The sequence below is a fragment of the Xanthomonas nasturtii genome (assembly GCF_001660815.1).
GTDB classification, from domain to species: Bacteria; Pseudomonadota; Gammaproteobacteria; order Xanthomonadales; family Xanthomonadaceae; genus Xanthomonas; species Xanthomonas nasturtii.
This window is the reverse complement of record NZ_LYMI01000007.1, coordinates 83,129-101,995: the sequence shown is the minus strand read 5'-3', so window position 1 is coordinate 101,995 and position 18,867 is coordinate 83,129. Positions and strand designations below refer to the sequence as shown.

Here is an 18,867-nt window from a genome sequence, read left to right as displayed (position 1 = left end):
GGGGAGGACGCGCCTGCGTGCGGCAAGTGCTGTACATGGCGGCGCTGGTGGCGGTGCGCTTCAACCCGGCCCTGCGCGAGTTTTACCAGCGGCTACGCACGCAGGGCAAAGCGGGCAAGGTCGCCCTGGTGGCGGCGATGCGCAAATTATTGGTCATCCTCAACGCCAAGATGCGAGATCAACTGGCGGCTAGCGCCGCCAGTTGATCAAGACAGTTGCTCTCCCGGCGGGAGAGGGGCTTCGATACCAGCTTCGAGAGCTTCCCTTCTCCCGCTGGGAGAAGGTGCCCCGCAGGGGCGGATGGGGGTACGTGCGAAGCCTCGTGCAGCTGGAGTCACCCGAAGGCTTCGCCCCCGCACCCTCACCCCAACCCCCGCTCCGCGCCCCGGCCCGCGCTTACGGCGCGGGCGCTCCAAGGCACGCGCGCCGGTGGCGCGCAAGCCGTGCCTGCTCGCCCCGGCGGGAGAGGGGCTTTTCGCCGCTGACTGTGGGGTGCAGTGCGTGCTTCCCTTCTCCCGCCGGGAGAAGGTGCCCCAAAGGGGCGGATGAGGGTACGGGCGAAGCCTCGTGCGTTTTGAATGCAAGAGGGCTTCGCCCCCGTACCCTCACCCCAAAGGCGGGAGAGGGGCATTAGGGACACCAATCAGAACGCCTGCAGCGCTTCGGTCAATTGGCCGTTGTTGTTGACTGCGCCCATGGTGTAGCCCTGCCAGCCGGGGTGGGCGTTGGGTTCCCAATAGAACACGCCGAGCACGCGCGAGCCAATGGCGTTGCTGCGGCTGAGCAGGTTGGTGAGCATGGCGCGGGTGGTGGCCGCTTGTTGCCAATCCATGCCGACCTCGGCCACCACCACGTCGCTGCCGTAGCGGGAGATCATGTCGCGCATGTTGGTGTCCAGGCGGTTGTTGTAGTCCTGCCAGCTGCCGACCGGTGGGTAATGCGACATGCCGATGACGTCCCACTTGCCGCCGGCCGAGCGCAGGTTGTCGAAGAACCAGCGGAAGTTGGCGTTGTCGTAGCCGTTGGCCAGATGCACGATGACCTTGGCGTTGGGATACACCGCCTTGGTGGCGTTGTAGCCGCTGTTGATGAACTGGCCGAGGTTGGCGAAGTTGGGCGTCTTGCCGTCGTTCCACAACATGCCGCTGTTGATCTCGTTGCCCACCTGCACCCAGGTGACGGTGATGCCGTTGTCCTTGAGATATTTGAGAATGCCCTGGGTGTGGTTGTAGACGTCGGTATTGAGCTGGGCCACGTTATGCCCGGCCCAGGCGGCTGGTTTGTTCTGTTTGCCGGGGTCGGCCCAGCTGTCGCTGTAATGGAAGTCGATCATGATGCGCATGCCTTGGGCGGCGGCGCGCTTGGCCTTGTCCAGGGTGTCGCGGCCGTCGTTCCAGCCACCCGACGGGTTCACCCACACGCGCAGGCGAATCGCGTTGCCGCCCACGTCCTTGAACAGCTTGATGAAGTCGGTGGTGTTGCCGGCCGCATCGCGAAATACCTGCGGCGGATTGTTCGCGGCCTGTTGGTTGAGCCAGCTGACATCGGCGCCCTTGGCGATGCCCTGCGCGCTGACGCCGGCGCTGCATAGGCACAGCGCCAGCACGAGCAGCACGCGGTGGTAGTGGATGCGAAAAATAGTCATGAAACGCTCCTTGATCGATGGATGTCGCGCCGGGTGGCACCTTGCGTGATCCTGCGTTGCGGTGTGCATGCGGCCACGGTGCACGCACGCGTTGCTGCCTCACCGTGTGCCGCTGCGCAGCGGGTGAGATTCAAACACGGCAGTACAGGGCGGTTGAGGCCGCTATAGGTGCAGGGGTGTTGCGGCATATCTTGAGGCAGGAAAACATTGAGTCCGCCCGCGTTGTGCAGGCGCGTTGTTGTGCGGGTGCAGCAGCACCCGTGCGCGTTGTTGCGCGATTGAACGCGAAAACGCCGGGCAAGCCCGGCGTTTCGGTGGAACACGCGATGGTGGTGGTGTGCAGGCTCGGCGCCGTGACGCACCGCGCGCGGGGTGATGCACAACCGCGCGCGCATCCGCCGCGGCAGCACAACACAACTCATCCCTCAGCCCATGGCGCGCGCCCCTTGCTGCTGTTGCTGGCTCTGCGACTGTTGCTGCTCCAATGCCACCGACTGACGTGCGGCGTTTTCGGCAACACGTTGGCTGCTCTGCTCCAGCGGCGTGTTCATGGCGGTCACCGTCTCCACGCTGACGCGCAGTTGCGCCGGGTCGTCCACGCGCCCCTGCACCGCGAAGGTCCGTGCAGCGTCCGGGCTCATCATCACCGCGTCGATGCGTTGACCACCGGCGGCGTGCATTTCCGAGGCGAGCGAGCCGGATAGTTGCGCGCTCTGCTGATCCGGCGTGCGGCCAGCGCGGGCATCCTGCGCATGCACGCCGCGCTGGGCGTCCTGGAACAAGGCATTGCCTACGTGCCCCGGCTGATCGATACGCAGCGAGGTGTGGTCGTTGCCATGCTCGCGCGCGTCGCGCTTGGCCGGCTCGCCCGGCGCGAGCGGGCCACGGATGGCGTCGATGGCGTCCTGGCCGAGGCCCTTCGGCCCCCGACTCACCAAGGTGATGCCGGCACGGATCTCGTCCAGATCAGATCGATACTCGTCGATCATTCTCTTATTTTGATCTGCGAGTTGCCGCGCCTGCGGGTCATTGAGCGGAGACCGCTCATCCAGGAAGTTTTTGATGGTGTGCGACCCCAACGAATTCACCGCAGAAGCCACAGGTGAATCGGGAATCAGAAAATTCACTCTGCTGTTGCTGTAGCCCATTGCACTCAGCGTTGCGATCTCGTTAGGTCTGGCATAGACGCGCACGTCCCCGTAATGCGGAGATGCTGCACTCACCGGATCGGCAGCCATCACATGATTGACCACGCTGTGGCCACCTTCTGGAATGCGATACGCCAGGCTCGCTGCGCCATAGGCGTTGAAGGTTTCACCTTTCAAATCGAAGTGGTGTGCGCTGACCTGCGCAAGCGCTCCGCCTAGCGAGTGGCCGGTCACAGTGACCTCGGGTGCGTGCCCGGTGCGCTGTTCCTGCTTGGCCGCATAGCCAAGCGCACTTTTTGTCAGAGCGATCGCATCATCGGCCTGTGGGTTGATACGCTGCAACACCATGGAGCCATCTGCCTGCACCGCGTCACGCAGAATTTCCTCGGTGCCCCGGTGAGCGACGACGATATCTCCACCGCTGACGCGTTGATAGATCGTTCCCTGATAGCCCGTCTTTGGATTGTTGACGTGCTCCAGAATTTCATAGCTCTCGCCGCCAACATCCACTCGCTCACGGTCACCAGGCCCACGCTTACCGACCTTGTGATCGACGTAGCCCTCGTTAGAAAGAATGGCGTATTGCTGCGAGGTCGGCTTCACGGCGAGACCTCTTTGGCGACAAGGGTGACGGAGAACAATTGGTCGCGCAGCTCCGGCTTGAATTCCGAAGCGGATGGCAAACCGTTATCGGCGTAGTCTGCGATATCTTCCTTGGGGTAACCGCCCTTCCAGAAATACAGCGTGACCGGTTTACCCGCAACGACATCCTTGGCCTCAATGAACGGCAGAAATGCGGTTTCCTCTTTTTTCCCGCTGGCCTTCAGGGAAACCCGCGCACCCGTCATCGCCCAATGACAGACCCCACGCCCGTAATAATCTTCATCGAGCATCAGATCAAGGTAGATGACTCCTTGATATTGCTGCTCGGAGAATTTTTTAAGCGCAACCGGCTCGCTGCTCGTGATGCGCTGTCCGACGCCTGTTTGAGGATGAATCTGGCCGCATTCGCTGTCGTTGCTGACGTCGTACTGTGCATACCCATTCACTGCCGCGAACGGACCCGGCGCCTTATCCAAGGTAAGCGTCAGCGCGTACGCCTTGCGCGGGCTCGGATTCAACTTGGCAAGGCCGCGGCCGCCGGCCTCGACGTCGGCTTCTGCGGTGGCCTCGGTGGCGGGGGAAAGGGTCTGGGTCATGCTGGTCTCCGGGGCGTTACAGGCCGTAAGCAGTAGGGCCAGCAGGCTTGGGGTCAGAATCTGGCGCAAGGCCGGCCTCCGTGGCAGTGGGGCAGCCAATCTAGTCCGCCTGCGTTCGGGCGGTCAATCGAGACCACGTGAGGATGAGGCCGCTGCGCAGGGTTGTGCATGGCAGCAAAGCTGCCATCATCGAACGCAGCCGCCGCTGGGGAGAGCGTGCCACGACCAGCCATCCGCACTCACTGCCGCAACAGACGCCGGTCGCCGCGCGCGTGCACTGGCGCAACAGCCTGCGCATGCGCGTGCTGCTGGCGGCCACCGCGGTGCTGGTGATGTTGCTGGCGGCGCTGGGAACGGTGTTCTACGTGGGCGCACGCGCCGAGTTGGTGGAGGCCGCGCGCACCGAGGTGGATGGCTTGACCGAGCAGACCGCGCTCAGCCTGGCGGCGATGCTGGATTCGGTGCAGGTGAGCGGGCGCACCTTGGCGGCCAGCAGCGGCGGCGTGGGGCTACAGCCGTTCAATCTGCGCGCCTTGCTACTGGCCACGCTGACCGGCGACCCGGATATCGGTGCGGCGCGCCTGATCATCGAGCCGCGCACGCAGAAGGCCGGCGACAGCGGATTTGTCTGGTACGTGCATCGCAACGGCACGCGCGTGGTGGAAAAATCTGCCTTGGAACTGGGCTACGACTATCACGCGATGCCCTGGTATCTGCGCACCCAGCGCGAGGGCCGCGCGTGGTGGTCCGAGCCCTACCTGGATGCCAATGGCGGTGGCCTGTACACCAGTTACAACCTGCCCATGCGCCGGCCCGGCGATGCGCCCGATGCAGCGCCGGTGGGCATGGTCAGCGTGGAGCTGCCGCTGCAGCACCTGCGCGCCATCATCGACGAATTGCCGCGCGATATCGGCATCCAGCCGATGCTGTTGTCGCCGGAGGGCATGCTGGTCTTCAGCCCCGACCCGGCGCTCAATCTGCACCATTCGCTGGATGCCTATGTGGCCCGGTCACGCCCGGACCTGCGCCCGTTGCAGCGCGCGGTGGCGGCCGGCCAGCCGATTTCGTTTGCGCACACCGCGCCCGATGGCGAGCGCTTCCTGACCCATAGCGCGGCAGTGGGACGCAGCGGCTGGACCTTCGTATTGTCGGCCTCGGAAGGCTATGTGCTGGCCGGTTTGAACTGGCTGGCGGCGTGGGTGGCGCTGGCGGCGCTGCTGGGCGCGGTGGTGTGGTGGTGGTTGATGCGGCGGATCACGCGCAAGTTGACGCGGCCGATCGAAGAGCTGACCGATACCGCCGAGCATTTTCGTCGCGGCGAATTCGAATACCCGTTGCAGCACATCGAACGCGACGACGAAGTGGGCGTGATGGCACGCGCCTTCGACAGCGCACGCGATGCGATCCGCCACCACATCGCCGAGATTGGCGAGATGACCGCCGCACGCGAACGCATGCACAGCGAGTTGCAGATTGCGCGCGAGATCCAGCAGGCGATGCTGCCTTCCGGGCGCACCTTCGACCGCGCCAGTTCGCATCTGGAAACCTGCGCATGGCTGGAGCCGGCCAAGGCGGTGGGCGGGGATTTCTATCACTTCATCGAGACCGAACCGGGGCTGCTGTGGTTCGTGGTGGGCGATGTTTCCGACAAGGGCGTGCCGGCCGCCCTGTTCATGGCGCGCGCGGTGAGCGTGCTGGAAATCGCGGCGCGCCGCTACACGCGCCCGGACGCCATCCTGATTGCCGCGTCCACCCGGTTGGCCGAAAACAACGAGACCTGCATGTTCGCCACCGTGCTGTGCGGCCTGATCAACGTGGTGAGCGGCGACTACTGGCTGGCCAGCGCCGGGCACGAGCCGCCGCTGTTGATCGATATCGACGGCAAGGCGCACCCGTTGCCGCTGGAAACCGGTGCGCCGCTGGGGATCGAGCCGCAGGTGTCCTACCCTGTGCTGCAGGGCCGCATGAGCGCCGGGCAGACCCTGCTGGGCTACACCGATGGCGTGACCGAGGCGATGGACGAGCGCGGTGCCAGCTACGGGCTGGAGCGCTTGCTGGCCGCGCTGCACCCGCGCCGCAGTGCGGCGGCGCAGTGCAAGGCGGTGATCGCCAATATCGCCCGCTTTACCGGTACGGCCGACCCGTACGACGACATCACGCTGCTGGCGATCCGGCTGCGCCAGGAGCATGCTGGGCGGGTCGCAAACGCTGGCCGGGACGCGCCCGGAAAGGCAACGACTGCATGAAGCTCGATCTGGCCATCGCGCCCTCGCTGGCCCAGCTGGCCGGCGCCAACGACGCGCTGGAACATTCGCTCACGCGCGAGGGCCTGCACGCCGAACGGATCGGCCAGGTGCGGCTGATCGTGGAAGAGCTCGGCTGCAACGCGCTCACCCACGGCCGATGCACCGCGCAGCCGCTGCGCCTGCAGCTGCACCTGGACACCCAGGCGCTGGTGCTGGAAATGCACGACCCCGGCAGCGCCTTCGACCCCTGCGATGCGCCCATGCCCGACGTGACCGGCGCGCTCGACGACCGCGCCATTGGCGGGCTGGGGTTGTTTTTGGTGCATCAGTTCGCCGATCACATCGACTACCGCCGCGATGGTGCATATAACGTGGTGCGCGTCACCCTGCTTCACCCGTACGCCCCTGTCCCCGAGGCCTTGTCATGACCACGCTCGCCATCCAGATCGACCCGCCGCAAGACACCCGTCAACGCGTCATCCTGACCGGGCGGCTGGACACCCATACCTACCAGGACCTGGACGCGGCGCTGTCGCCATTGCTGGGCACCCGCATCACCACGCTGGTGCTGGACCTGAGCGCACTGGAATACATTTCCAGCGCCGGCATCCGCTGCATCTTCAAGGCGCGCAAGGCGCTGGCCACGCGCCAGGGCAAGGTGTTGGTGAGCAACCCGCAGCCGCAGATCCGCAAGGTCTTCGACATGGTCAAGGCGGTGCCGCTGAGCGATGTATTCGCTTCCACCGAAGAGCTGGATGCCTACCTGGCTGCGATGCAGCGCAAGGTCATCGAACAGAGCGCGCAGAGCGATGCGCCGATCGTGTCGCACTTCGCCGAAGCGTAAGCCGCATCGCCTGCGCGCACATGTGGGGACGTGTGTGCGTGGGCGCGGGCGCAATCCTGGTTAGGCTATGACGCCCTGCCCTGCGCGTTGCCATGCCCGCACTGATCATTTTCGATTTCGACGGCACGCTGGCCGATTCGTTCGGTTTTTTCCTGAGTACGCAGCAGCTGCTGGCCGAACGGCACGGCTTTCGTGCGGCGCAGGCGCACGAGGTGGACGATGCCCGTCGCTTGACCACGCGCGAGCTGCTCAAGCAATCGGGATTGCCCGCCTGGCGCGTGCCGCTGGTGGCGGCAGACTTCATCCGGCTGATGCGCGCAGCGCCGCCGGTGGCCCTGTTTGACGGCATTGCCACGGCGGTGACCGAATTACACGCAGGTGGCACGCGCCTGGCGGTGGTGTCGTCCAACTCGGTGGAGAATGTGCAGCGCGCCTTGGGCGCTGCGTTGAGCGCGAAGTTCGCGGTGATCGAAGGCGGCTCGCACCTGCTGGGCAAGCAGCGCGCCTTGCGCCGGGTCTTGCGCGCAACCGGCTGTAGCGCCGCGCAGGCGGTGTATGTGGGCGATCAGGTGGCCGACTGGGAAGCTGCGCAAGCAGTGGGCCTGCCGTTTGCTGCGGTGGCGTGGGGCTATGCGCATCCGGAGGTGTTCGCGGGGTTGGCCGGGACGCAGTTGATCGAGCATGTGGATGGGTTGCTTGCGTTGAAGCCGGAGGAGCTTTTCTGACGGTTGGGATTGCGGATTGGGGCTTCGCTGGGGCGAGGACTTTCAACTGCTACGTGCCGGCGTACCCTCATCCGCCCTTCGGGCACCTTCTCCCGATGGGAGAAGGGAAAGCTGCGCAGCGTAGCGCTGCGGCGACGCGGCAGCGCCTACACCCCACCCACCCGTGGCAACGGTGCCGGCACGTTCAACATGCCGCCCGCGGCCACGTACGCCGCCAAGGCCTGGCCCTGGCTCAGCAGATGCCCGTGCATGGTGCGCTCGGCGCCTTCGGCGTCGCCGCGCCGCACGCAGTCCATCAGTTCGCGATGTTCTGCCAGCGATTGCGCCATGCGCCCGGGGGTCAGCAACTGCCGGCCACGGTGCATCTTCAAGATGCGGTGCAGATCGTGGGTGACCCGGATCAACCACGGATTGCCGGCGTACTGCTGCACGGTTTCGTGGATCAGATAATTGTTGCGGTAGTACTCGGCCAGATCGCCTGCCGCCGAGGCGGCTTCCATCGCCGCATGCAGGTCTTCCAGCCGCTGTACGCCGGCCGCATCCAGGCGCTTGACCGCATCGTGCGCGCAGCGGCCTTCCAGCATCGCCATCACCGGGAATAGCTGATTGAGGTCTTCCAGCGTCAGCCGCGTGACCCGGCTGCCGCGGCCGGCATCCAGCTGCACCAGGCCTTCGGCGGCGAGCAATTTGAGGCTCTCGCGCAGCGGGGTGCGGCTGATGCCGAGCTCCTCGGCCAGGGCCGGTTCGTCGATCCATTCGCCTGGCGGCAGCGCGTAGTCGTAGATCTTCTGACGCAGGCGCTCGGCCACTTCCTCGTACAGCGGTACGCGCTTTTTGGACAGGCGCGAATCAGGGGCGAGGGTCATGGCAGGCAGGTCGTCGGCATCGGGTCTGGGGCGCCCATTCTAGCGGGGCGCCCCGTGCCACTGCCCGACGCCGCCACCCTCACAGCCAGCCCGGCACCACGAACAGCAGCCACGCCGCCAGCGGCCCCAACAGCACCACCAGCCCGCTGTAGACCAGGAAGCGGCGGAACAGGCCGTCGCGCTCCTCCTTCGCAGCCGAGGCCACCACCAGCGCGCCATTGGTGGAAAACGGGCTGACATCGACGATGGTGGACGACACGGCGAGCGCGCAGATCACCCCGGCGGCGCCCAACTGGCCCTGCATCAGGAACGGCACTGCCAGCGGGATGGTGGCGCCCAGCACCGCCGCAGACGACGCGAACGCGGACACGATGCCGCCCACATAGCACACCAGCAAGGCGCCCAGCAGCGGCATGCCGATGTGCGACACGCCGGTGCCGATGTAGTCCACCGCACCGGCCTTTTCCAGCACCGCGACATAGGTGACCACGCCGCTGATCAGCAGCACCGTGGACCAGCTGATGCCATCCACCGCGCCCTTTTGTGCATTGGGCGAGATCAATGCCAGCGCCACGGCGACGGTAATCGACACCAGCCCGACGTTGAGGTTGTAGACCAATGCCGCAACGCCCAGGCCGAGCAGGCCGACCAGGGTGATGACGCGGTCACGGGTGATGGAGACCGCCTCCAGCGCCAGCGGGTCGGTGGACAAGGTGCCGCCGCCGGCCGCCACCAGCGCGCCATGGCCCTCGATGGCAAAGCGCCGCTGCGAGGCCTGATCGCCGCTGACCGGCACGTATTGCGCATCGGCCAGCGAGACCTCTTGCCGGCGCATCAGCTTGAGCCCGCCGAAGGCGCAGAAGCAGATGATCGCCATCATCAGGTTGAAGCCCAGGCTGGTGAGGAATACCGCCGTTTCGGTGACGTCCAGCCCGGCTTTTTCGACCACCTTGTTGGTGATGCCGCCATACACGCTGATCGGCGAAAACCCGCCACCCTGCGCGCCGTGAATCACCAGCAAGCCCATCATCAACGGGTTGATGCGGTACTGCTTGGCAAAGCGCAACGCCACCGGGCCGATGATGGCCACCGCCGCCGGCCCCAGCGCACCGAAAGCAGTGAGCAGACCGGTGATCACGAACATCACCCACGGGATGGCGACGATGCGCCCGCGGACCGCGCGTACCGCCCAGTGCACCAGCAGATCGATGGTGCCGTTTTTCTGCGCGATGGCGAACAGATAGGTAATGCCGACCAGGGTGAGGAACAGGTCGCCGGGAAAGCCGGCCAGCACCTCCTTGCCATCCAGCCCCACCCACACGCCGCCAACGATGAACGCCAGCGCGAAGGCCACCGCACCCATGTTGATGGGCAATGCGGTGGCAACGATGAACATGATCACCAAGCCAAGAATCGTTGCAATTTGCGGGGTCATGCGCCCTCCCAGACACCTGATACGCGTACAGCACGGATGGCCACCCGCCACCCCGGGGTCACGCCGTGTGCAGCACCTGCCTGATCGTCATGCCGCACGCTCGCACGCGGCGTTGACCCACTCCACAACACCCTCGGTGCTGTGGAAGTCGTCCACCGAACGTGCTTCGCACGCCGGCAAGACCTCACGCGCCATGCGCGCCAATGCGCTGCCGGGCCCGAGTTCGAGAAATACGCGCGCGCCGCGTTCGGCGGCCTGCACCAGCACGTCGTACCAACGCACGGTCTGTGCGATCTGCCTGGACAACGTGTCGATCACCAAGGCTTGCGTGCTGACGGCACGCGCGTCGATGCCTGCCAGTACACGCAGTGTGGGCGCGATGGGTTGTGCGGTTGCCAGTTCAACGGCGAAGCCGTCTGCAGCCGCGCGTAACCAGGGCGTATGCGCGGGCACGCTCACCGGCAACAGCGTGACACGCGCACCTTGCGATGTTGCAGCATCGCCAAGCTCCTGCAACGCATCGCGCGAGCCGCCGAGTACGGCGTGGTCATCGCCATTGATGATGGCCAGCGCTGCGCCGTGTGTCTGGCATAGCATTTCCACCACGCGCAACGGCAGCCCGACCACCGCCATCAGCCCTGCGTGCTGTGGGCTGGCGGCATCCATCAACCGGGCGCGTGTTGCAGCCAACTGCAGGCAGGTCTCGATGGACATGCTGCCGGCCACCGCATGCGCGGCAAGCTCGCCGACGCTGTAACCAAGCACCAGTAGCGGCGTGGGCAGCTGCGCGCGCAGTACCTGCCAATGCGCAAGCGTGCCAGCGCACACCAACGGTTGTGCGATGGCATTGGCGTAGCGGCCCGGATCTGCGGCTAGCGTCTGCGGCGCGGTACCAAGCACGCTGTGTGTGGCGGCGATGACGGCGGCGGCCGCAGGCGCATCGGCAACACGCGCGAACATCACGGCGTGCTGGCCACCTTGGCCCGGACAGAGCACGGCCAGGCTCATGCGGTGCCCTGCCCGATTTTGTAAGACTGCCTTGTACGCGCACTGCCGTGCGCCGTTGCGTGGCCTATGCGCCCGGATACATCGATGCGCGATTCTGCTGATGGCAAACGTACATAAGTCGCGGCGAATGCCCGACGCACAGCGTGCACCGCATCTGCGTTCAAACCGGCGCTGCCGTGCATGCGCAACTGCAGCGACGGTTCGGCAACGATCAGGCGCACAGCGCTCATACCATCGCCTGCCGATGCAGGAACCACGCGCACGCCAGCAGATCCGCGCTGCCGCCGGGGCTGAGGCGACGTGCGACGAACTGCCGGCCGATGGCATGCAAGCGCGCGCGCCACTGCGGTTGGGTAATGCCGCCATCGGCCAGGAACGCGGCTGCCTGCGCTTTGGCAAATGCCAGCCCCTCGGCCCCACCGCGATGCAGCAGATTGAGATCGTCCACCTCGGCGACCAGCTGCAGCAGGGTCTGTGCCAAGGCGGCTTCCTGCGTGGCGCCACCGTCCAGCGCAGTGCGCAGCGTGGGCAGCGCGATCTCGCGCAGCAACGGATATCCTGCGGCGGCTTGTTCGCGCACGCCGCTGATGCGGTACTGGGCACGCACGCGCTGGCCATTGCTGTGCGGGTTCAGCGGCGCAGCCTGCAATGCCTCGCGCCAGCTGCGCACACCCTGGCAAACCTGCTCCGCAGTGGGCGGCCGCCCGTGCGCAACGCGCAGGCGTGCCGCCTGTGCAGTGAGCAAGCCCAGGCTGAAGATCGCACCGCGATGGGTATTGATGCCGGCAGTGGCACGCAGCATTGCCGCCTCGGCATCGAGGCCCAGCTGACGCAGCCGCTCGAACGGCGCGTAATCGATACCCGCTTGCGCGATGGCGACAAAATAGCCACGCAACGCGAACAGGCTACGCAAGAAGGTGGATGCATCCATGTCGGTATGGCTGCCGCTGTCGAACGGCGTCACCAGCCCGGGCTTGGGCGCGCACGCCAGCTCTGCATGCAGGGCGCCAACCGCCAACCGACCGAGCCGATACGCGGCCTCATGCGGTGCTGCAGGCGCGTCGGCAACGCATGTGTCTTGCGCCTGTGCCCTCATGCTGCACTCCAGACCGGAAACAGCGCAGCACGCGGCAACAACCGGCAGCCGTGATTGGACTTCACCAACACCTGTGGCGCGTTACCGGCGTATTCGCGCCAGTTCACTGCGTTGTCGTCGGGCAGCAGCAATTCACCATCGGCGCGCAGCCCGTGCCGCTGCTCCCAGCGCTGCACCAGCGCGATGACCGCGTGTGCCTGCTCGGGCGTTTGGATGGACCACAACAGATCCAGATCCGACTGCGCGTGCACGTAGGTCAGGCCCGTCAACGCCTGCCAGGCGAAGCTGCCGAACACGCGCGGGTGCAATGCATGCGCGCGGGCCTGGGTGAGCAAGGCCTGTAATGCCGGCTGCAGCGCAGCAGGCGCATGTGCCAGCACTGCATCCAGTGCCAACGGCGCGGTGCAGCGTGCGATCTCGCCAACGTGGGTGTGCAGTGCCAGCCGCTGCTTGTCCTCGCCGGGTGGCAACGGCACCCCAAGCCGCAGGGTGCCCGGCGCCTGGCTGCCATCGCCGCGCGCCACCACCGCTGGCAGGCCCGCGCCGAACCACTGCTGCAGCCGTGCTTGCGCGCCAGGCGTGACTGCCTGCCACTGCGCATCATCGCGCAACCACACCAGGGCGTGGCGGCCGGCCATGCTCAGGCCTCGCCCGCTGCCACGGCGGCAGCGACATCGCGCGCCAGGATGCGGCCCCCGCGTTGCGCGCCGAGCGCGCGGCGTTGGTCGCCATCGGTGGGCGCGGCCAATGCATCGAGCAGTGCCTGCGCCAGATCGCCGTCCCACAGCGATTCCACCGCCCCCATGCGCACGTAATTTTCAACGCCCGGCGCGAACACCGGCGAGCTCTTGCTCAGCGCCTGCAAGGTGTCTACCGATTGCTTGGTCACACGCGCCATCGCGCGCAGGTCCATGACCCGAATCTGCGCATCGGGCAATGCGTGGATGTGGTCGGCCATCAAACCGAACGACAGAAAGCCACCACTGACCGACTCGCCATAGACCAGCGTGACCAGCTGCGCGCCGCGCTTGCGTGCCAGATCCAGCGTGCGTGCCAGGTGCGCGAAGTAGCCGTTGATGCCGAGCAATTCGTCGCGCCGCGCCAGCCGTTGCCCGGCAGTATCGGCCAGCATCACGATGGGCCGCTGCGGGTGCGCGCGCGTGCTCGCCAACACGGTGGCGGCCAATGCCAGCGCATGATCGACACCCACTTCGAGCTTGTCGGCGGTGCCGATCACGGTGACCTCGCCGGCCGCGGTGGTGGCGCTGCCGGTAAGTACATCGTCGTTGCGGGTGATGGTGTGACCGAGCGGGAACAGCTGGTCCAGCAAGCGACTCAGTTGCATGGGATGCTCCGGTCTGCGGTCGCGGCGAGGAAGGCTTCGGTGTCCAGCAGCGGCAAGCGTTCTGCATCGACAATGCCCTGGCGCTTCCAGATCTGCAGCCCGTCGCGGCAATCGCCGTAGGCGTCGACGCGTGCGGATAATTGCTGCTGCGCGTGCTCCAGCGCCTGCAACGCAGCCTCGCCAGTCGCTTCGTTGCAGGCATCGAGTGCTGTCAGCGCGGCATCGGCAAAAGCGCCGATGCGGTCGGCCACCAGCGTTTGCGCCTCGCCGAGCAGATAGCGGTGTTTGCCGCCGGTCACGCGCCACACCAAAGCACGGTCGCGCGCATCGAATTCTTCCACGCCACGCACGGTTTCAATCACGTCCGGGCCGGACAGCGATAAGCGGCCTTCTTCGGACATGATCACCGCGCTGCAGCAGCGCGCCACGATGCCCATGCCGCCGAAAGCGCCGTTGCCGCTGCCGATCAAGGCCAGCACCGGCACGCCGGCGGCGCGCGCGTTCAAGGTGGCGCGCATGATTTCGGAAATGGCGATCAGGCCGGCGTTGGCTTCATGCAGACGCACACCGCCGGTGTCGAGCAGCAGCAGCACCGCATCCGGCTGGGTTTTTGCAGCGCGTTCGAGCAGGCCGGTGAGCTTGGCGCCATGTACCTCGCCAACGCCACCGCCCATGAAAGCACCTTGCTGCGCGGCGATCAGCACGTTGCGGCCACGCAACGTACCTTCGCCCACGACAATGCCGTCATCGAACGCGCCGGGGGTGTCGAGTTGCGCCAGATGCGGGCTGATCAAGCGCCGACGCGGGCCGACGAATTCGCGAAAGCTGCCGGCGTCCAGCAGGCCGTCGATGCGCTCGCGCGCATCGGCTTCGTAGTAGCTGCGCTCGGCCATGGGAATGGTGGTGCTCATGCGCGGCTCCGGCTGACTTGCGTAGGCGCGACCGAGGCGTTACTGGCCGAGCGCGTCGCGCCCGAGTGCGCGCCTACGCGATGGGTGGGGTGCGCTGGATAGTGGCGGCTCATGCCTCGGCTCCTTGCAGTACATCCATCGCCTGCTCCAGGCGCAAACGCACCACCGCCGGCGTGGCGCCGACATCGTTGATGCTGATGCGCACATCGCGCAGTGGATGGCGCGCAGCGAAATCGTCCAGCACCGCCTGCCAGATCGCGCCGAAGCCGCGTGCGGCGGTGAGAATCTCGATCTCCATCGCGCCATCCAGCGGCACGCGCTCGACCAGCACTTCCAGGTTGCCGGAGGCGACCACACCGACCAGCGCGTGTTCCAGCCCGGCGCGTGCACCGTGCTGGCCATCAAAGCGATATCGCAGGGTTTCCATGCTGAGCCCTTACCAATTGCGAAAACGTTTCGGCGGGTCGTACAGCCCACCGGACCAGCGCACCAGATCCTTGACCGTGCGCGCAGCGAGCAGGTCGCGCGTGGCATCGCGCGGACGAATGCCCAGGTCTTCCGGCCGCTTGATGACGCCGCGATCGCGCAGGTTTTCCACCATGCGCTTGTCGCGTCCCAGGCCCACGGCGGTGTAGCCGGACACGCCACGGATCGCCTGCTCGCGTTCTTCCGGCGTGCGGCACAACAACAGGTTGGCGATGCCTTCTTCGGTCAACACATGGCTGACGTCATCGCCATAGATCATCACCGGTGGCAGCGGCATGTTGGCGCGTTCGGCCAGTTCCCACGCATCGAGCCTGTCGACGAAGGCCGGCGCCATGTGCTCGCGGAAGGTTTCCACCATCTGCACCACCAGCTTGCGCCCGCGCGGCATCTCGCCCGGTTTTGCCGCTTCGCGCCCGGCCTTGAGCCAGGCGGCGCTGGCATGCCGGCGGCCGCGCGCATCCGAGCCCATGTTCGGCGCGCCACCGAAGCCGGCGATGCGGTCGCGCGTGGCGGTGGAGCTATTGCCCTGCAGATCGATCTGCAAGGTGGACCCGATAAACATGTCGCAGGCGTACAAACCGGCGGTCTGCGACAACGCACGGTTGGAGCGCATGCTGCCGTCGGCACCGGTAAAGAACACATCCGGGCGGGCGGCAATGTAGTTTTCCATGCCCAGCTCGGAGCCGAACGAATGCACCGAGTGCACGAAGCCCGATTCGATCGCCGGGATCAACGCCGGGTGCGGATTGAGCGCCCAATGCCGGCAGATCTTGCCCTTCAGCCCCAGCGATTCGGCGTAGGTGGGCAGCAGCAACTCGATGGCTGCAGTGTCGAAACCGATGCCGTGATTGAGCCGGTCCACACCGTATTCGGCGTAGATGCCCTTGATGGCCATCATCGCCATCAACACCTGGATCTCGGAAATCTGCGCCGGGTCGCGGGTAAATAAAGGCTCGATGTAATTGGGCTTGGGCGCCTGCGTGACGAAGTCCACCCAGTCGGCCGGAATATCCACGCGCGGCAAGGTGTCGAGGATCTCGTTGACCTGCGCAATCACAATGCCGCCCTTGAACGCAGTGGCTTCCACAATGACCGGCGTGTCTTCGGTATTGGGCCCGGTGTAGAGATTGCCGTGGCGGTCGGCGGCCTGCGCGGTGATCAGCGCGATGCGCGGCGTGAGGTCGATGAAATAGCGGCCGAACAATTCCAGATAGGTGTGGATTGCGCCGATTTCGATGCGGCCTTCGCTGACCAGGCCAGCAAGGCGCGCGGCTTGCGGGCCGGAGAACGAAAAATCCAGGCGCTTGGCGATGCCGCGTTCGAACACATCCAGGTGCGAGGCCAGCGACAGCACCGACTGCACCATGTGCAGGTCGTGCACGCGTGCGGGATCCACCTCGGTGAGGCAGCGCGCCAGGAAATCGGCCTGCTTCTGATTGTTGCCCTCCAGGCAAACGCGGTCGCCGGGTTCGATCACGGCTTCGAGCAACGCCACCACATCGTCGGCAGCCACCACGCGCCCCTGCGGCGCGAGCGCGGCGGCGCGCTGCAAGCGCTGACGCCGGCTCTCGGCCTGGGTGTCCCACTGTCGACTCATCGCATTGCCTCAGCGGGCCGGGCCCGTAATGTCGAAGTAATTACATCGTAATTATGGGACTCGTTGATGTCTAGTCGCGTTGCAGCATCGGCGCTTGCGGCACGATGCCGGTCAGCGACGCGGCACCGAAGCACTTGCCCGCAGTCACGCTTCGATATATCGTTTCTCTATGCTTCGATATATCGAATGAAACCGCGCACGCGCCGATCCGGCCCTTTGGCCGATCTCGATCCGTCTCCGGCAGACGCACGCGGCCGCGCGGCGAGCGGTCGGGCGCGGCCGCTGGAGCACGGCGATCTGCGTCTGCTGTTGCTGGCACTGATCGACGAGCGCCCGCGCCATGGCTACGAGTTGATGCGGCAGATCGCCGCTCTGTTCAAAGGGCTGTACACCCCAAGTGCCGGCGCGATCTATCCCGCGCTGGCGCAGCTGGAAGCCGATGGGTGGGTGCAAATTTCGCTGGATGCCGGCCGCAAGCGCTATCAGGTCACCGACGCCGGCCGCGGGCATGTCGCCCAGCAACGCGATGCACTCGATGCGGCGCTGGCACGCACGCATCGGCGCGCACGCGAATTGATCAAAGCACAGACGCCGGCACCGATTCGCGATGCGATTCACCGCATCAAGCACGGCCTGTTTGCGCGCCACGGGCAGTGGAGCGAAGCGGAAACTGCCCGCATTGCGGCATTACTCCACGCCGCCGCCGACGGCATGGAGCGCGATGACGGCTGAGTGGGTGTGCTGCGATGGATCTCAGGAAAGGCGATGCCAGCGTGACTGTGCTTGGCGACGACAACCATGTCACTGCAGCGACGTCACTACGACAGGTTGCGTTGCTACTGCGAGTGGCGTGCACGAATGGCGGTGGATGCGCCGTTTGCGCGTTCGCCACTCTGCAAATTTTCCAGGGCAGTCGTGTCTCGCTGCAGTGGCCTGGTTGTCTGTCTTGAGCAAAATGCAATTTCAGAATCTCCAAACAATTCAGGCGCCGGCCATCAAGCCCCTCTCCCGCCGGGGCGAGAAGGCACGGCTTGCGCGCCACTGGCGCGCGTGCCTTGGAGCGCCCGCGCCGCAAGCGCGGGGCGCGGAGCGGGGGTTGGGGTGAGGGTACGGGCGAAGCCACGCGGTATTGCAACTGCGCGCGGCTTCGCTCGTCCCCTCATCCGCCCCTACGGGGCACCTCCTCCCAATGGAAGAAGGAATCGCCAACAGCCGCTTTCCGTCACTGATTACTGACCTGTTTGTTACCTCGTCGGTTTTGCTCCTAACCTCCCACCTCCACCACCACGCATCTGCAACGTCTCTCCAGGAACTGCACCCCCATGGCACTGCACACCAGCACCCAAATCCGTCGCGACCCGCGCCTGCGCTCCGCACAGGTGGTGCGTTGCGAAGCGATCACTCCACAGATGCGCCGCATTGTCTTTGGCGGCAACGAGTTGGCCGGCTTTCAAAGCGATGCGCCCGACGATCACGTCAAACTGTTCTTTCCCAATGCCGATGGCGACTTCGTGCTGCCGACCATGACACCGGAAGGCCCGCGTTATGCCGAAGGTGCGCTGCCCTCGCCGGGCCGCGATTACACCCCGCGCCTGTTCGACCCGCAAACGGGTGAGCTGAGCATCGACTTTGTGTTGCACGGCGACGGCGTGGCGTCCAGCTGGGCCGCGAACGCCCAAGCCGGCGACCCACTGAAGATCGGCGGACCGCGCGGCTCGTTCCTGGTGGCCGACGATTTCGATCATTACGTGCTGATCGGCGATGAAACCACACTGCCGGCGATCAGCCGCTGGCTCGAAGCGATGCCCGCCGACCTGCATGCCGAAGTCTTTATCGAAATTGCCGATGCCGCCGAACGCCAGGAGCTCTTGAGCGCCGCCGACGTGGACGTGTACTGGCTGGAACGCAACGGCTTCGATGCAGCCAGCAGCACCTTGCTGGAAGACAGCCTGCGCGATTACGAGCCGCATGACGGCGACACGTTTTACTGGATCGGCACCGAGTCCATGCGCGCGCGTGCGATGCGCAAGTTCCTCGAAGAACACATGGGCGTGGACAAGGAATGGGTACGCGCCAAAGGCTATTGGAAGGCAAACCCGGGCGCCGAATAAGGCATATCGTTGCCGGTCGTGCGTGCGCACAGGTAGGCGCGTATCCGTGTGCGGCGGAGGCCTGCTCGACCGAAAACCTGCCGCCGGGAACGCGGTCGGCAGTGCATCGCGGCCAGGTCCGCTGCTACCCATCCGTGCTTTCTTACGTGAGAAGACCACACGCCTGTAAGCGGACCTGGGCGCGATGCGCCTTGCGCGAGCAGCA

19 protein-coding genes are annotated in these 18,867 nt (G+C 65.8%); 7 read left to right on the top strand and 12 right to left on the bottom strand.

What is annotated here, in order from left to right:
• On the top strand, positions 1-206 hold a 206-nt coding region (locus A7D16_RS03780; RefSeq protein ID WP_153043120.1), incomplete at its 5' end, for a transposase.
• Between the two features lie 437 nt (positions 207-643).
• Here the strand turns inward: A7D16_RS03780 and A7D16_RS03775 are convergent.
• The 3 genes from A7D16_RS03775 to A7D16_RS03765 form a co-directional block, all read right to left on the bottom strand.
• Complete coding sequence (locus A7D16_RS03775; RefSeq protein ID WP_064629974.1) at positions 644-1,645, bottom strand: arabinogalactan endo-1,4-beta-galactosidase; 1,002 nt, start codon at positions 1,643-1,645, stop codon at positions 644-646.
• Between the two features lie 425 nt (positions 1,646-2,070).
• The gene (locus A7D16_RS03770) at positions 2,071-3,396 is read right to left on the bottom strand and encodes an XVIPCD domain-containing protein (protein ID WP_064629972.1); all 1,326 of its coding nucleotides are present in this window, start codon (positions 3,394-3,396) and stop codon (positions 2,071-2,073) included.
• Positions 3,393-3,992, bottom strand: a complete 600-nt coding sequence (locus A7D16_RS03765) for a hypothetical protein (protein ID WP_064629989.1) — start codon at positions 3,990-3,992, stop codon at positions 3,393-3,395. Before A7D16_RS03765 ends, A7D16_RS03770 begins: the two co-directional genes overlap by 4 nt.
• A gap of 137 nt (positions 3,993-4,129) precedes the next feature.
• On the opposite strand from A7D16_RS03765, the gene A7D16_RS03760 reads away from it, so the two are divergent.
• The 4 genes from A7D16_RS03760 to A7D16_RS03745 all read left to right on the top strand — a co-directional run bounded on the left by A7D16_RS03760 (position 4,130) and on the right by A7D16_RS03745 (position 7,807).
• Positions 4,130-6,238 (top strand): SpoIIE family protein phosphatase, encoded by a 2,109-nt coding sequence (locus A7D16_RS03760; protein ID WP_064629970.1) that lies wholly within the window; start codon positions 4,130-4,132, stop codon positions 6,236-6,238.
• Complete coding sequence (locus A7D16_RS03755) at positions 6,235-6,666, top strand: ATP-binding protein (RefSeq protein WP_064629967.1); 432 nt, start codon at positions 6,235-6,237, stop codon at positions 6,664-6,666. The genes A7D16_RS03760 and A7D16_RS03755 overlap by 4 nt, the downstream gene beginning before the upstream one ends.
• On the top strand, positions 6,663-7,082 hold the full coding sequence (locus A7D16_RS03750) for an STAS domain-containing protein (RefSeq protein ID WP_064629965.1): 420 nt from the start codon (positions 6,663-6,665) through the stop codon (positions 7,080-7,082). Before A7D16_RS03755 ends, A7D16_RS03750 begins: the two co-directional genes overlap by 4 nt.
• A 92-nt stretch (positions 7,083-7,174) precedes the next feature.
• Positions 7,175-7,807: an HAD hydrolase-like protein gene (locus tag A7D16_RS03745; RefSeq protein ID WP_064629963.1), complete on the top strand. Its 633-nt coding sequence runs from the start codon at positions 7,175-7,177 to the stop codon at positions 7,805-7,807.
• 146 nt (positions 7,808-7,953) lie between these two features.
• On the opposite strand, the gene A7D16_RS03740 is transcribed toward A7D16_RS03745, so the two are convergent.
• The 9 genes from A7D16_RS03740 to mdcA form a co-directional block, all read right to left on the bottom strand.
• Positions 7,954-8,673 (bottom strand): GntR family transcriptional regulator, encoded by a 720-nt coding sequence (locus A7D16_RS03740; RefSeq protein WP_064629961.1) that lies wholly within the window; start codon positions 8,671-8,673, stop codon positions 7,954-7,956.
• A gap of 79 nt (positions 8,674-8,752) precedes the next feature.
• On the bottom strand, positions 8,753-10,108 hold the full coding sequence (locus tag A7D16_RS03735; protein ID WP_064629959.1) for an SLC13 family permease: 1,356 nt from the start codon (positions 10,106-10,108) through the stop codon (positions 8,753-8,755).
• An 87-nt stretch (positions 10,109-10,195) separates the two neighbouring features.
• A complete protein-coding gene (gene mdcH, locus A7D16_RS03730) occupies positions 10,196-11,116 on the bottom strand; it encodes a malonate decarboxylase subunit epsilon (RefSeq protein WP_064629957.1) in 921 nt (306 codons plus the stop codon).
• A gap of 226 nt (positions 11,117-11,342) precedes the next feature.
• Positions 11,343-12,212, bottom strand: a complete 870-nt coding sequence (gene mdcB / locus A7D16_RS03720) for a triphosphoribosyl-dephospho-CoA synthase MdcB (protein WP_064629953.1) — start codon at positions 12,210-12,212, stop codon at positions 11,343-11,345.
• Complete coding sequence (mdcG, locus tag A7D16_RS03715; RefSeq protein ID WP_064629951.1) at positions 12,209-12,850, bottom strand: malonate decarboxylase holo-[acyl-carrier-protein] synthase; 642 nt, start codon at positions 12,848-12,850, stop codon at positions 12,209-12,211. The genes mdcB and mdcG overlap by 4 nt, the downstream gene beginning before the upstream one ends.
• Positions 12,851-12,852: 2 nt before the next feature.
• Positions 12,853-13,557, bottom strand: coding sequence for a biotin-independent malonate decarboxylase subunit gamma (mdcE, locus tag A7D16_RS03710; protein ID WP_064629949.1), 705 nt, complete (start codon positions 13,555-13,557; stop codon positions 12,853-12,855).
• Positions 13,548-14,450, bottom strand: a complete 903-nt coding sequence (locus tag A7D16_RS03705; protein WP_193395432.1) for a biotin-independent malonate decarboxylase subunit beta — start codon at positions 14,448-14,450, stop codon at positions 13,548-13,550. The genes mdcE and A7D16_RS03705 overlap by 10 nt, the downstream gene beginning before the upstream one ends.
• A gap of 127 nt (positions 14,451-14,577) precedes the next feature.
• Positions 14,578-14,895, bottom strand: coding sequence for a malonate decarboxylase acyl carrier protein (mdcC, locus tag A7D16_RS03700; RefSeq protein WP_064629945.1), 318 nt, complete (start codon positions 14,893-14,895; stop codon positions 14,578-14,580).
• Positions 14,896-14,904: 9 nt separating this feature from the next.
• A complete protein-coding gene (gene mdcA, locus A7D16_RS03695; protein ID WP_064629943.1) occupies positions 14,905-16,551 on the bottom strand; it encodes a malonate decarboxylase subunit alpha in 1,647 nt (548 codons plus the stop codon).
• 186 nt (positions 16,552-16,737) lie between these two features.
• Here mdcA and A7D16_RS03690 point away from each other — a divergent pair, with 186 nt between their 5' ends.
• Together A7D16_RS03690 and A7D16_RS03685 are read left to right on the top strand one after the other, a co-directional pair.
• On the top strand, positions 16,738-17,283 hold the full coding sequence (locus A7D16_RS03690; protein WP_064629941.1) for a PadR family transcriptional regulator: 546 nt from the start codon (positions 16,738-16,740) through the stop codon (positions 17,281-17,283).
• 590 nt (positions 17,284-17,873) lie between these two features.
• A complete protein-coding gene (locus A7D16_RS03685; RefSeq protein ID WP_064629939.1) occupies positions 17,874-18,662 on the top strand; it encodes a siderophore-interacting protein in 789 nt (262 codons plus the stop codon).
• Positions 18,663-18,867: the final 205 nt, after the last annotated feature.

Coding starts and splice junctions, on each gene's coding strand:
- A7D16_RS03775 (WP_064629974.1), bottom strand. CDS start 1,645: ATGACTATTTTTCGCATCCACTACCACCGCGTGCTGCTCGTGCTGGCG.
- A7D16_RS03765 (WP_064629989.1), bottom strand. CDS start 3,992: ATGACCCAGACCCTTTCCCCCGCCACCGAGGCCACCGCAGAAGCCGAC.
- A7D16_RS03755 (WP_064629967.1), top strand. CDS start 6,235: ATGAAGCTCGATCTGGCCATCGCGCCCTCGCTGGCCCAGCTGGCCGGC.
- A7D16_RS03750 (WP_064629965.1), top strand. CDS start 6,663: ATGACCACGCTCGCCATCCAGATCGACCCGCCGCAAGACACCCGTCAA.
- A7D16_RS03745 (WP_064629963.1), top strand. CDS start 7,175: ATGCCCGCACTGATCATTTTCGATTTCGACGGCACGCTGGCCGATTCG.
- A7D16_RS03740 (WP_064629961.1), bottom strand. CDS start 8,673: ATGACCCTCGCCCCTGATTCGCGCCTGTCCAAAAAGCGCGTACCGCTG.
- A7D16_RS03735 (WP_064629959.1), bottom strand. CDS start 10,108: ATGACCCCGCAAATTGCAACGATTCTTGGCTTGGTGATCATGTTCATC.
- mdcH (WP_064629957.1), bottom strand. CDS start 11,116: ATGAGCCTGGCCGTGCTCTGTCCGGGCCAAGGTGGCCAGCACGCCGTG.
- mdcB (WP_064629953.1), bottom strand. CDS start 12,212: ATGAGGGCACAGGCGCAAGACACATGCGTTGCCGACGCGCCTGCAGCA.
- mdcG (WP_064629951.1), bottom strand. CDS start 12,850: ATGGCCGGCCGCCACGCCCTGGTGTGGTTGCGCGATGATGCGCAGTGG.
- mdcE (WP_064629949.1), bottom strand. CDS start 13,557: ATGCAACTGAGTCGCTTGCTGGACCAGCTGTTCCCGCTCGGTCACACC.
- A7D16_RS03705 (WP_193395432.1), bottom strand. CDS start 14,450: ATGGCCGAGCGCAGCTACTACGAAGCCGATGCGCGCGAGCGCATCGAC.
- mdcC (WP_064629945.1), bottom strand. CDS start 14,895: ATGGAAACCCTGCGATATCGCTTTGATGGCCAGCACGGTGCACGCGCC.
- mdcA (WP_064629943.1), bottom strand. CDS start 16,551: ATGAGTCGACAGTGGGACACCCAGGCCGAGAGCCGGCGTCAGCGCTTG.
- A7D16_RS03690 (WP_064629941.1), top strand. CDS start 16,738: ATGAAACCGCGCACGCGCCGATCCGGCCCTTTGGCCGATCTCGATCCG.
- A7D16_RS03685 (WP_064629939.1), top strand. CDS start 17,874: ATGGCACTGCACACCAGCACCCAAATCCGTCGCGACCCGCGCCTGCGC.